The following is a 13721-nucleotide window of genomic DNA, read 5'->3' on the forward strand; positions in this document are numbered from 1 at the left end:
GCCTCTTCCTAGAAGTCGAAGTCGGTGCCGAAGTCGCTCGTGAAGGTGCGTACCAGTGTGAATCGCGCCCTGTCGGGGTAGGGGCGGCGCTGGGAGACGCTCACCGGCTCGTACAGTCTGAGCTCGATCTCCTTGCCGTTGTAGGCGTCCGCCTCCTTGCTCAGCACGAGGGTGACGGGAAAGAAGCGGTCACGCCCCTCCGGGGAGGTCTGCGAGCAGTCGATGGCGACCTCGTCGGAGATGAGGGTCTCACCGGCATAGAGACCGGCAATGAGGCGCCTCGCCTTGACCTTCTCTGTCACCGGTTCCTGCTGGTAGAGCATGACCGTGATCTGTCCGGTGGTGATGCGGTCGGTCTCGGGCATGATTCTCACGGACACCTGCCGGATGTCCGAGGTGCGGCGCTTGTTGACCGCAAGGACAGGGATGACGACCTCCTGCAAAGACGCTCCACCATGGACGTAGCGCACACCCGATCCCGCCGCACGGAGGCGGTGGACCGAGGCAGGCACCTGAACCTCGATGTCTCCGGTCATCCCGAGTTGGGCCGAGGTGAATGTGGTAAAGGCCTGGTCACGCTTGAGACCGCGCCCCAGGACGAAGCGGTGGTTGACACTCAGGAGGGCGTCGCCGTGGGGCTTGACCGAGAGGAAGTCGCGCTCGGACAGGGGCGTGTCCTGATAGAGGAAGCCGTGGTCAGCGGTGACGAGGATGTTGTTGACGTTGGCGTTGACGAGCTTCTTCATGACCTTGATGAGCTCAGCGATGGCGTCGTCACAGGCACGGAAGGTGTCGGTCTCTGTCGGTTGCTTCTCTCCGGTGGCGTCGATCTGGTTGTGGAAGACGTAGAGCAGTTGGTGAGACTTGACCAGGTCTCGAGCCTCAGCCGAGCGCATGCTCAAAAGGTCCTTTGCCTGGACAGCGGTTCCGCCGACGGCGGCAAGGATCGCGGCGCGGTTGCCGGTACCGTCACTGGGGGCGCCGTCGACCTCGACTGCCGCCCTGTCGGTGAAAGTGAGAGCCTCGTGCGGCAGGAGAGAGGCCATGCCCAGCTGGGTATAGGAGGGCAGGCGGGAGAGCATGGGGGTGAGAGCGGCCGTGAAGCGGTCCTCCTGACGGATGCGTCGGCCGAGCTCCTCGGCAACCTCGTAGCGCAGTGCGTCGGAGACGATCACGGCGACCTTGTGTCCTTTACTCAGCCAAATAGCATTCACCTTCGAAGAGAAGAAGGACTGGGCTGATGGGATGTCAGAGATCTCCCATCGCTCCATCGTGCTCACCTGCTGCTTCCATGATCGGCCAAGAGGATCGAGGTAGTCGTCGAGGTAGGCGCGCTCGACAAGAGCCCTCAGCTGGTCGAGGCCCGCAGTAAGGTCGGTGTCTGCTTGGTCCAGGTGCCTGTGGAAGCGTCGGTAGGCCTGGTCGACGGCGTACCACTCCTGTGCATAGCGCTCGACGCCTTCGGAGGGTGAGGACATGTCCCAGGAGCCGGTGCTGGTGAGTGACAGCAGGGTGGAGGCGGCGGCGAGCGCCTCGTAGACATGCTGGACGTCGTGGTACCAGATCGACTCGGTGCGTCGTTGTACAGCCTCCTGCACCTGCTTGTCCGACAGGGTGCGGCACTCAACCCCCTGAGCGAGCCGCTGGGCGATCTCCCGGTCCACCTCCGGGAAGGTCGTGCGCGGTAGGAGGTCACCCAGCTCCAGGGCGGTCACGCGATCGGCGATTCCAAGCTCATCGGCCGCGTGTGAGGCGAGGGCCCGGTAGGTGTCCGCGAAACGCAGATCGTGGCGCCAGGTGCTGAAGTCTCGGCGAATGTTGCGGTACTCGTCGGCTCGCTCCGGGCTGGTGGGAGCGAATCCCTCCCAGGCTCGCTGGAAGAGCCACAGCACGAAGTCATCCACGGTCGGGGTCGCTTCACTGTACCCGTAGATGTGGCGGGTCCCTTCCCAGTGGAAGGTGTCGAGCCCAAGGCGGGTGATCTCATCAATACCGGTGGACCTGCCCTCAGCGTTCTCGGCGAGCAACGCCCGCCATAGTGCGTCTAGCGAGCGGTCCTCTGTGCCCAGGAGCACAGCGACCATTGAGGCAGCGATGTCGGTGGCGTCGTCGTCCGGGCGCAGCCGGCTTTTGAGCGCCTGCTGGCGCCGTCGGCTCTCAAAGAAACGTGGGTACTGCTCGACGACGTCTCGCATCGCTGAGCCACCCCCGAGCTCCTGCACCACGAGCGAGACGTGGTCCGCGGTGAAGACGCCGTAGGCGAGCTCCAGGTCGAGCAGCCAGTTGTCCGTCGGGGTCTGCGGCTCGGGACCACGCCGGTAGATGAGGAACTTGCACGTGGGGCTCGTGGCGAAGATCTCTCTCTTGATGGCGAACTCATTGTTGTCGACACGCAGGATGGTGGTACCGCGGGGCACGAGCTCCGTGACGGAGTCCTCATACCGGCCTTCCGGATCGGACCACAGGACGACGCGCCCGGCCTCACCAGGGCGGGCGAAGCGCTCCCGCAGCTGGTGCTCGATGGTGGACAAGGGGCTCATTCGGCGTCTCCAGAGATGCTGTCGAGGTGGGCACGGCCGGTGTCGGTGAGGCGGTAGCGCTGTAGGCGACTGTTGGGCTTGTCGGGGATCGTCCGGGCGAGGTACCCCTTCTCGATGAGGGGGAGCAGATGACGGCGGTAGTTCCCATAGGCGTCGGCGAGCCCGATGGCGGCGAGCAGCTCGGAACGAGATCGGGGAGTGTCGGCGGCTGTGAGGACCACCATGACTTGCTCACTCGACTTGCTCACTTGCTCACTCGACTTGCTCACTTGCTCACCCACCTGGCCTGGGTCGTGGCTAGGCACGTAGATCGTCACCCGTACCCGGTCCTGGACCTCCTCAATGACGGGTTCGGGGAGTCCGGCCTCCGCGACCTGCGCAAAGACCCGCTGCACGCCGGTGCCCCACTGCTCCATGATCCCGGCCTCACGGAAGATGCGCGCTAGCGCCGGGTTGCGCAGTCGCGAGACCCGGTGCATGGTCTCGACGGTCATACCGGGCAACAGAAGGCCTGGGCTGTCCACCTGGATACGGTCGTCGTAGAAGCCGACGCGGATGGGCGTGCCGCGCTCGGCGTAGGAGGCGTGAACAAGGGCGTTGACGATGACCTCGCGGATCGGCTCGACGGGGATGGAGTAGACGTCCCGGCGGCGAACCTCACCGAAGATCGCGGTCTTGTAGGCGTGCTTGAGGAGGAAGCTCATGACCTGCTCCACGGCCAGCGGCATGGGACCGTGGATCTCTGTCTGGTCGAAGATGTCGGTGCCGTGGGGTCCGCGCAGGCGTCCGCACTGGACCCAGGCCGAGGGCTGAAAGCGGGTGGGGTCCGGGCAGGCGGCAAGGATGCCTGCGTTCGTGGGGACGATCCCAGTCCCGTGCCTCACGGCAAGCCCGAGCGCGAGGAGGTCGTCGACGTCTGTCGGCCGTCCGCGCAGCTCGGACAGGGAGGCGAGGTCCAGGTCATCGAGGCTGGCGCGGGGCTCGGCTAGGTCCTCGAAGGCGACGCCGCGGGCGTTGCGCTCGAGCTCGGCGACCAGTGCCGGGTCAGCTTGGCGGGTGGTGGAGCCCAGACGCACGTAGACGCCCGTCTCCGGACCCTGCCGGGTGAGGTAGTGGGGGCGGCGGGTGCTCAGCGGCACGTCGACGACGAGGACGGTCCTACCGTCAAGCGTGAGGAAGTCGATGGCTGGGACGAGCTGGGGTGAGATGTGGTCACTGATGAGGCTGGCGACACGCTCCTCCTCGGCTAGGGGGTCGGCGACGCCGACGACGGTGCCGTTGTCCTCAACCCCGATGACGAGTCGCCCGCCCGCCGAGTTCGCGAAGGCGACGATCGTCCTCAGCGGTCCTCCGGGCGACGACAGGTCCCGCTTCAGCTCCAGGGTCTTGCCCTCCCGGTCCGTGACCCGCCCGTCCGGCCCGAGAGTGAGGTAGCCGCTCATGTCGCGACGCCTTTGGTTCGCGCATCGTCGCGCCCCTGCGAACTCACCACACGTACACGGAGGGCATCAATCATGGTATCCAGGCGTCGCAGCAAGTCATCATAGGTGATGATGTCTACGACACCCCTACCGCCTCTACGAGTAAACTCAAAGTCAAACTTTTGCTCAGTCGTCAAATTGTCATCACGACCCGCCAGAATATATGCCTGCGGATTAACAATCCTGACTCGAGGGGCGTTCGACAGTTCGGCGTCAAGCCTTTCCTGAACCGCCCTCTCTGAACTGGCTCCACCGCAGTTGAGGTAGAACAGGTACTTCTCACACTGGACAACGGCTCCCGCCAACTCTCTCTTGGGCACATAGTTGTCGCGGTAGCGACCTCGAGACATGAGGCAGTCGACAAAAGGCTTCTTGATCTCAAGGATGTCAATCACCCCACTAGAGTCTACGAGCACCATGTCCACCTCGCGACGGACACTCTTACCCGGATGCGAGAATCTCTCTGCGACTTTCACGCCTTCCAGCACACAAACATACCTAGGGAAAATCAGGCAGAATAACCGCGCCACCTCGCTCTGCCATTCACGCTCAGAGTACGCCTCGGCATCCGCTAACATTTCAGCGAATCGGCCGCGGACAAACTCAAACTTTTCCAGCTCGATCTCACTGACGACAAGCGGAACGCGTTTTTTAGAGGAACGGAGAGCGCTCTTAGCATCCAGGTGCCGCTGGAGCCTCTCCTCTGCCTCACCAGCCTTCTCGTAGTACTCCTTGACAACCTTTCCCACTCTGGCATCCACGTACAGTCGGCACTCGGTCGAGGTGGGAAACTGCTTGAGGAGCGCTCGAAAGTCCTCTTCCGGAAAGGCGTCCGATCGTTCACCACCAATCACAACCTGACGCTGCGACACATGTTCGATTTTACAGAACACAGAGATATTTCGTTCTGCGACGAACATGTTTTGTGTCAGTTCCATGGAGCGCGCGAGAAGCAGGTCATATTCGAGACCTAGAACATCCGCGCGGACGCGCCAATAGTCTCCGTCCACTACACCGATGCGGAAATCCCTGAAGCCATCGACCTCCTCGCCATCAAAGTCAACGTCCTCGATGTTGGCGTCGCGAAAACCCTCGAAGACGTCATCGCGACCAACTGAAAATACTTTCTTGAAGCAGATTCGCCCCTTCTCCTTCAAGCGACTATCAACCCACTCTACCGGCGAGTACTCAGAGGAGTAGCGCAGTATCAGTTCGTTCCCTGACTCGAAGAAGGTGATCATGACTCCGCCGGGGTGAGGGGGTGGGTGGGCCAGGTCCAGGTGGTGGCGTCGGTGCGCTTCCCTTCGATGGCGGCCACCTTCTGGAGGGCAGGGCCGAAGCGCAGGTAGTTGACGAGGACGCCGTCATCGAGGTCGATGTCCACGCCCCGGGTGACGAGGGGGTAGAGGACATCGCGCTCGTAGTCCTCACACTCGGTCAGTGCACGACGGCGAGCATCCGCTCGCTTGAGGTCAGCAGCCGTGCCCGCACGTTCCAAGCGCGACACCTCGGCCCGAAGCTTCGCCTGGTACTCGCGCAGGTAGTCGCCGAGGACGGTGCTGAGGGTGGCCGGGGTGTAGCGGTGCAGGTAGACGAGCGCCCGGAAGGCGGCCTTGCCGTCCGGCCGCGAGGAGAACATCCAGTAGATCGGGCGGTTCGAGTACCGCTTGCAGTGATCGGCGTAGAAGTCCTTGACGAAGTACTGCCTCAGGGACTTGCCGAGCACGTCTTCCAGGTAGCGGACGTTCTCCTCCAACCGCTCTCTTCCGAAGGCAACAGCGAGGAAGGCGCGGAAGCGGGTGACGATGTCGTCCTCGAACCACTCGCCGACGGTGACAGGGATGACGCCATCCACGTCCGGCTTGAAGCGCGATGCTGGCACACAGTTTAGGTAGTCGTCCAACGTCGATCCCTGGTCAGCGAGGACGAGGCCGGGCTCATCGAGGCTGTACCGTCCCAGGATGCAGCCGATGCCGTAGGAGACGAGGTCCCGGACGGCATCCGCGGTGAAGAGCCTGCGATAGTCATCCTCTGCGCTTGCACTTGTCTTGGCGTAGCGGAACCATGGGTTCGAGGTGAGGGAGACCCGGCTCAGCGGCACCTCGATGGGTACCTCATCCTCAAGGCCGTAGATCGTGGCCCAGTAACGGTTGTTCTCCGTTTCTAGCGACTGGGCCTCACGTGCTGCGCGAACGGAGTCCTGCCACCAGCGGTCCATGGCGTCAGACAGCGAGTCCCCCGGCTGCGCTCGCTGCACCAGCGGTGACTCGCTGAAGTCCCAGGAAGTCTCGTAGGCATTCCAGTCAGAGCGGAACACGCCGACCAGGCGACCGACATCCTCAGAATCCTGCCGGAAATCTGACACCTCAATGATAGGCATGTCCTTCAACTGTCCGGCCTCAAAATGTAGTGTCGGCGAAAGCACCTCCAGCAACGAACGACAGGCTGAAGAGTTTGCAAAACTCAATAGGACCTCACGATTTTGTGACGGGAACACACCCTGTCCAACATGACCGAAAATACTGCCGCTCTCGTAGAACCGAAAACTAGGTTCACCGGAGGCCACATTCGACCAGGAGATGGCGGGTTTGAAGTAGGAGTCGGGGTTACGGATGACTGAGCGCGGGCGGAAGTCCCAGAGCTCCGCTCCATCATTCTCCCAGTTCACCACGTAGTCCTGGTTGCCCCACCACTTGCGGAACTCTCCGCCCTTGAGGTGGGGGAACCACGTGGCACCGCTGGCCTGCGCTGCCTCGCGGGATGTGGCGTCGAAGCAGCTGCGGTGACGGGAGACCTCGAACCACAGGCGGAGGAACCGGGCGTTGTCTGCCGTTGCAAGCCCCTGCTTCGGTGCTGCGATCTCGCCGAGCGGCCGACCCTGGGTGAAGGCAAGCGTCATCGCCGGCGACAGCCAGTAGGCGAGCCTCGCGCCGGGCAGGGCCAGCATCGTTCGTGCTGTCGTCTCGAAGAGGAGCTCGTCGTCACCCGCGAGCGCCCTGCCGAGCAGATCCTGCTTGTCAGCCTCAGATTTGCCCTCAACGAGACGCAGGTACCTCCCGCGATCGTCAACGCCTCCTCCCGGTTCCAGGACGAAGGCCGTCGTCGAGACGACCTCGCCGCCGATCGAGTCGAAGGCCCGCTCACCCAGATGCAGCATGGTCGTAGGCGGCGCGTCGTGTAGGAGGGTCCGGCGCATCTTCTTGAAGGAGTCAAGGAACATCCAGGCCTGCATGGTGATCATGGCGACCAGACCGTGATCGCTGTGGGCGAGGGTGAGGCAACGCTCGATGAAGGCTGCACAGAGGTCCGCCTTTGCCTCCGGGTGGTGCTTGCCCACCCAGGTCTTCAGCGGCGTCCCCATGTTTTTCCTACCCATGTAGGGCGGGTTCGTCACCACCACCGCGTAGCGGCGCGCCAGGTACCCGGCCTGTTCAATGACGGTGCGCGCCCGATCATGCAGGCCCGAGTCCATGAGGTCCGTACCCTCAGCCTCGATCCGCGTGAGGGTCTGCCTTGCCGCCCGCAGGGCCTCGGCGTCGGGGTCGATGAGGGAGCCCAGCACGTCGGCGTGGCTGAAGTCCTGCCAGAAGAGCCGGCTCTCCTGGGAAGCGCTTGAGGTGCCAGCGAGCCGGTCGAGCTCGTCCGCAGTGAACTCCACAGGCGCGATGACCCGGATCCGCGGCCGCACCGGGCGGCGCAGGAATCCCCGGTGGCGCGAGCGTGCCTTCATCATGAGGGCGAAGGCCGCCAGCGCCGCGGCACGTGGGTCGATCTCGGTACCGTGCAGGTTGTGGGTGAGGATAAGTCCCGGGATCTCGGAGGGGGCATAGCCCTCCTCCTCGTAGATGTCGTAGAGCAGGTCGAAGGCATAGGTGAGCATGTGGCCAGACCCGCAGCACGGGTCCATCACCGTCAGCTCCTCAGGCCCACCGATCCGCAGACCGTCCTCAGTGCGGTCCACAGGCTCGACGTAGTACTCCATCTGCTCGACCAGTCGAGTCTCAGGGTGGCCCAGCACCCACAGCCGACCGACCGAGTTCTGCACCAGGTAGCGGACGATCCAGTCCGGAGTGAAGAGCTGGGTGGCCGCGGGAATCTCGTCGGCACCTGCCTTCCGGCCCTTCTTGAAGGAGGCGAAGACCTCGTCCTTCCGCTCGGCGACATAGAACTGGTACAGCCAGCCGATGACCTCCACGTCCTCGCAGTCCTGGACGGTCAGCGCGTCGACCGCGCGGGCGCGCACAGACTCCTGGGAGAGCATGTCGGCGGGCATGAGCAAGGCGGTGTAGTCGCCCTCAGGGGCGAACATGAAGGGCATGGCGCTGTTCCAGTGAGCGCAGTAGGCGGTCAGGATCAGCCCGTAAGCCTCGCCCTGAGGGTCCGGGCTCGACACGGTCCCGTCCAGCAGGTCCAGAATCCTCTTTCTGGTGCCTGTGAAGACCTCCGGGTCCAGCTCACCCCGCTTGGCTGCCGCGAGCACCGCCGGCTGGCCGACGGCGCGACCACCTTCCGGGGACACCAGCGCCGGCACCGTGTAGCCGTTGGCGTCCATGAAGCGCAGGGCGATGATCCGGTTGAACCAGATGTAGGCCTGCTCCTCGATGACATGGCGCCTGCCCTCCTCGCCGCCGCCCCGCTCGCGGATGCGCGCCTCCAGGGCCTTGACGGCTGCGGGGAAGTCCGCCCGTGCGGTCGAGGCCGGCGCCAGCACCGCACTCAGGCGCGCCCCGACCTCGGTGATGAGGCGGGCGCGGGCAGCGGCCGCAAAAGACTCCAGCCTTCTCGTGCTGTTCACAGGGACACCTGCTTCCCGGACTCGATGGCGTCGTGGAGGATGACACGCAGCTCCTCGACATAGGCGTCGGCGTCAGCGGTGGTGCGCAGGATCCTGGCGCTCGGCCGCGGCAGACGGCGGACCGGCACGATCTCCGGTGCTGGCAGCACGGAGGGGGCGTCGTCAGCCGCCTGGGCCCTGCGGCCGGCCTCAATCACGGAGAGGACCTCGGTGTAGCCGGCGTCGTCGAAGTCGGCGGCGACCTGGCGGATCACCGGTACGGAGGACGCCGCAGCGACGCGCTCCATGACCCGGGCAGCCCGGCGCTCGGCCTCCACCCGCGCCGCCTCGGATGTCGCGGTCCAGGCCGCGCCTCCGTGTACCTCCTCCATCCGTTCACGCACGACCCGCTCGGCGTCTCGGCGCTCCTCGCCAAGCCGGGTATCGAGGGCCGAGCGCAGCGCTGCGGCAGCGTCCTTGAGCCGCGCGGTCCCTTGCCCGCGGAAGATCCGCGGATCAGCAAGCATCGACGCGATGTCCTCAGCGAGCCCCTCAGGAAGGTAGTCCAGGCTGTCACGGCTGTCGGTCAGGAGCCGGACGGCGTCGTCGTAGATCGTCTTCTGCGAGCCCTTGAGGAAGTGCCTCACCGGGTCGATGGCGTCCTGCTTCGCGTCGAGCAGCGCATCCGTGTGAGCGGGCAGCTCCTCGAGGTACCACTCGGCTGGGTGATTGAGCGTCTCACTGAGCAGGCGGATCGGCTCGTCCAGAACAGCGATGAAGGGGTACTGCGCGGCGTTACTCTCCTGCAAGGTCTGCAGCTGACCCTGTTCGAATGCAAGGCGCTCCTTGACGACAGCAGCGAGGTCGAGCGGGTCGCCCGGCAGATCGGTGTCGGCGAAGAACTCTTGCGCGAAGGAACGTACTCGGCGGACCTCCGCGGCGTCGAACCGGCGCTGCAGGGCCACGATGGTCACCTCGCGCTTCTTCCCGTTGCGCAGGACCTCGGGAAGCTCCGTGCGCTTGAGCCCCCGGCTGTCGAGCATGAGGGTCACCTGGGAGGTACCCACCAGCCGCGTGATCACGCACAGGATCCCGGCAAGACTCCACCCGTAGGGCTTGTCCTCGTAACGGTCGACGATCTGCTTGACAGTGCTTCTCGCACCGAGCTCACGCTGCCTCGAGAGCCACCCAGCCACCTCCTCCACCGCCGGCTGGAGCGTGTCCGTGCCCCGCCCCAAGAACGTCGGGTCCTCGGCGACCAGACGGGCGATATCTGACTCGGAGTAGGAGTACTCACCGATGAGAGACAGCTGGGTGTACGTGCGTGCGATGAGCGTGGACATGCCCTCCCCCACGCGAGACTGCGGGTCGGAGGCGGTGACGGTCAGCGGGGTCCCGGAGATGACGAGCTCGGCACCGGCGATAGCCTTCTCAGCCCGGGTCACCAGCTCACGGCGTCGCTCCCGGTTCTGCCGGCTCTTGCTCTCCAGGATGTGCCTGCGAGTCTCGGTCTGGTCGGCACCGCTGCGCAGGCGGACGTACTTGTCGGTCTGCACGTAGAGCCTGAGGTCCTGGTACATGCGTGGGTCGTCCGCCAGCAGGACCCGCAGCTCGTCGCGGCCCATGGACTGGGCCAGCACCACATCGCGGCTCTGGCCAAGCGCCGAGGAGATGTAGTGCACCGCCAGGGGCTGGGCGCGGGAGTAGGACGACTCGTCCAGGCGCAGCTCGTACCTGAACTCCCGGCCCGTGGGCTCGTGGCGCACGGAGAGTGTCCGGGTGATGTCCTCCTTGATGATGTCCGCCAGGACCTTGGAGACCTCCTCCGAGTCGACGTCAGTGCCCTTGATCTCCTGCTCAACGTCCTGCTCCTCGTTGGTCAGGTACTCGTAGGTCGTGCCGTGACGCTGGACGTAGGTCTCGCTCTCCAAGAGGTCGAGTGCCTGCGTCACCCTGCGGTCCAGCTCGGTCAGGTCCTCACCGAAGGCGCTGCGCACGAGGATGGCGAGGTTGCGTGCCGTCGCGTGAAAGCCGTTGACGTACTTGATAAGGAACAGCGCCTTGAGCAGGCGGACCGCCATCTCACTGACAGGACCCGGCTCAAGGTGGGTCTCCGCAGTCGTGATGTTGCGTGTGGCCGCGGACTTCACGGTCTGACGGATCCCGGCGAACATCGCATCGAAGGGCACCAGTGTGCCCACGGGGCTGCTCTGGAGGTCCTTGACCACGCTCTGGACGACACCCAGCATGGAACGCTCACCGACGGAGGCGTGGCGGCCCTCGAAGACGTTGTGGTCGGACAGTCCCACCAGGGCCTCCTGGAACAGGGGGAACTGGTAGGAGACGAAGGGATAGCGTCGGATGAAGCCCTCCCGTCCCTCGTAGCCGCGGAAGGTCTTTGTGCCGTCCACGAAGCTGAACAGGGTGCGGAAGCTGGCGTGGTACTGCTCGTACAGGGGGTCGAGGGCAGTCTCTGCGTCAGCGCTCTTGCCCAGGAGGCGCTTCTCGATGACCTCCTCCACGTCCTGGCTCGTCAGCTTCATGCGGGTGGCGAAGCGGGCCTGGATCTTGGAGAAGTCGTTGCCCTGGGTCCTGGTCCGGTCCCCGATGACGCCGTCCATGTCCTCCTGGCTGGTGACGCACACCCAGGCCCTGCCGCGGCACTTGGTGCTCAGGGTCTCTGCGATGGTCTGCAGGTTGAGCATGAGCCTGGTGCTCGAGCCGATGAACTGACCGACCTCGTCCACCATGAACAGCAGGCGGTGGTCCGCGCTCTGGGTGGCGAGCCACTGGGCGACCTCGTCGGCGAAGTCCTCGATGGACAGCGAGTACTGGGCCTCGTAGCGAGCGAGGATGTTTTCTGTGCCAGCCTCCCCGGTCACCCGCGACCAGGCCTTGGTCACGTTGTCCTCCTGGAGGATGCCCTCCTCGCGCCCCAGCTCCCACGGCACCCCGGCGGCGTCCGCGAAGGCCGTCGTGAAGGCCTCCAGCAGCCCCCGGCGGTCCAGGTCCCGTTCGAAACGGGCCACCGAGGGCTCCCCCGCGTAGTAGCCGCGCGCCTCGTTGAAGACCTTGACGAAGACCTGAAGGAGGGCATCGGTCTGGTTCTTGTCGATCAGCGGCGCCTTCTGATCGATGTTGAACAGCAGGGAGGTCGCCGGGATCCGCGCGGCCCTTGCCAGCAGGCCGCCGAGCATGGAGTCACCCTCCGCCTTTGCGGAGAACGCCTCGGACGCGTGCCTTCTCTCACTTGTGCTACCGGGAACGTCCCCGAGGAGGTGGGCGAGCATCTTGAGCAGGTGCGACTTACCTGAACCGAAGAATCCGGAGATCCACACGCCGTTGCCCCCACCGTACACCGGGGCCGTGTACGCCTCCAGGAAGTCGGACAGTGCCGCGGCCGTCTCACCTGTGAGGACGTACTCGTCGATCTCGGTGGCGAGGTGCTCGGTGTCGTCGGCCTTGATAACTCCCTCGATGGGGCGGGAGACCTCCTTGGCGAAGAGGCCACCGATTGTCGCCGGGCTCATGCTGGCTCCTGTTCCAGGATGTTCTTAGCGCGGTAGTACTGGTCGTCCGTCAGCCTGTCGAAGAGCACCAGGGAGGATCCTGTGGTAGCCGACTGCCGGTACTCACCTGGGAACAGCGTGAGCACCGGGATACGGGACGCAGCGCGCTGGAGGTTGTTGAGGATGTTGTGTGAGCGGACGAAGGGGAAGACTCGTCCAATACCGGTCAGCATGAGGATGTCCAGATCCGCCTCGACGTCGATCTGCTGCTTGATGGCGGGAACGATGTGCTTCTCGGGGTCGAGCATCCGCTGCAGGTCCCGGCGGAAGTCCGACCTGCTGCGGGTGGTCTCCACGGCCTCCAGGCGGTCCAGCACGCTGCGTCCCCGCTCCTCCAACAGAGTGATGGCGAGATCGAAGAGGTCCACGGCGAGCACGTTCAGGCCATTCTCGGAGCGCAGGACGGAGAGGATGCGCCCGGTGGCCTCCTGGACCTCAAGCTCCTGCTGGGGCGGGTAGGCCCAGATGAAGAAAGGGACCTCGTTGCCCAGGCCCTCCATCCTGAGGAAGCGCTCGGAAGACAGGACCGCCAGGACGTGGCGCTCCTCAGCGACGATGTCTCGGCTGCTCACAGGCTGCTCCTGACCGGGAAGAAGCGCAGGTCACTCGGGGCGCGCTGGTCCAGGAGGAGACGGACTTCGGGCGAGAGCAGGGGCGCGACGATGCCTCCCTCCTCCAGCAGGCCAGCCTGACGCATCGCGAGGAAGAGGTTGGTGCGAATCTTGGCGCGGGTGGACGGCTTGGTCGCCTCCAGCTCGCTGTGCCACAGGGCCTTCGCGTCCCAAAAGCGCTCGAAGTCCTCGGCAGACAGCGCGTGGATGCCACGCAGATAGCTGCCCCTCAGGACCTCGTGGGCGAAGTCAGCAACGATCTCGTAGTGACGACAGGCAGCCGCCCACATCAGGTGCCTGCGGTCCGGCGAGAGGGCCGTTGCCAGGTGGTAGAGCTCGGCGTCGCTGAGCGTCGACATCCTCTGCACCACCTCCCTGGCGAGGCGGACCCCGGTGGCGCGCGTACGTGCGTGCAGCAGGTTGTCCTCAGCGAGTGCTGCGCGGACTGCAGTCCAGTCATGGAGCCTCAGGTAGAGGGGAACGGCGATCGTCGCCTCGGCGGACAGGAGCCCCCCCACGACGAAGGACAGCCTGTACGGAGCAGGGACCGTCGCAACCACCTGGACGCCAGCCGTGGACGCCACGCTCTCACCCCATTCCCACGCTCAGCGCGCTCAGCAGCAAGGCCTGGCGCTCACGCGACTCTACCTGATTCCCAGGCCCTCGTCGCCATCGCTCCCTGCCCTTGGGGAGCACCCAGCCGCTCGAGCCCCGGGGGCCGGCCCGTCAGGACCGGCCCCCAGGGA

7 protein-coding genes are annotated in these 13721 nt (G+C 64.9%); all 7 read right to left on the minus strand.

The features are described from left to right. Positions 1–8 precede the first annotated feature (8 nt). From pglZ to EL245_RS05140, 7 genes are read right to left on the minus strand one after another with little or no spacing between them, the layout of a single operon-like run. Positions 9–2540, minus strand: a complete 2532-nt coding sequence (gene pglZ, locus EL245_RS05110; RefSeq protein WP_126382188.1) for a BREX-1 system phosphatase PglZ type A — start codon at positions 2538–2540, stop codon at positions 9–11. Then, complete coding sequence (locus EL245_RS05115) at positions 2537–3982, minus strand: AlbA family DNA-binding domain-containing protein (RefSeq protein WP_126382189.1); 1446 nt, start codon at positions 3980–3982, stop codon at positions 2537–2539. Before EL245_RS05115 ends, pglZ begins: the two co-directional genes overlap by 4 nt. Then, positions 3979–5262, minus strand: coding sequence for a Shedu immune nuclease family protein (locus tag EL245_RS05120; protein WP_126382190.1), 1284 nt, complete (start codon positions 5260–5262; stop codon positions 3979–3981). Before EL245_RS05120 ends, EL245_RS05115 begins: the two co-directional genes overlap by 4 nt. After that, positions 5259–8816, minus strand: coding sequence for a BREX-1 system adenine-specific DNA-methyltransferase PglX (pglX, locus tag EL245_RS05125; protein ID WP_126382191.1), 3558 nt, complete (start codon positions 8814–8816; stop codon positions 5259–5261). The genes EL245_RS05120 and pglX overlap by 4 nt, the downstream gene beginning before the upstream one ends. Further along, positions 8813–12325, minus strand: coding sequence for a BREX system P-loop protein BrxC (brxC, locus tag EL245_RS05130; protein WP_126382192.1), 3513 nt, complete (start codon positions 12323–12325; stop codon positions 8813–8815). Before brxC ends, pglX begins: the two co-directional genes overlap by 4 nt. After that, positions 12322–12936, minus strand: a complete 615-nt coding sequence (locus tag EL245_RS05135; protein ID WP_126382193.1) for a DUF1788 domain-containing protein — start codon at positions 12934–12936, stop codon at positions 12322–12324. The genes brxC and EL245_RS05135 overlap by 4 nt, the downstream gene beginning before the upstream one ends. Next, positions 12933–13559, minus strand: a complete 627-nt coding sequence (locus EL245_RS05140; RefSeq protein WP_232009885.1) for a DUF1819 family protein — start codon at positions 13557–13559, stop codon at positions 12933–12935. The genes EL245_RS05135 and EL245_RS05140 overlap by 4 nt, the downstream gene beginning before the upstream one ends. Positions 13560–13721 lie beyond the last annotated feature (162 nt).

Origin of the sequence: Actinomyces howellii (assembly GCF_900637165.1) — a bacterium.
GTDB classification, from domain to species: domain Bacteria; phylum Actinomycetota; class Actinomycetes; order Actinomycetales; family Actinomycetaceae; genus Actinomyces; species Actinomyces howellii.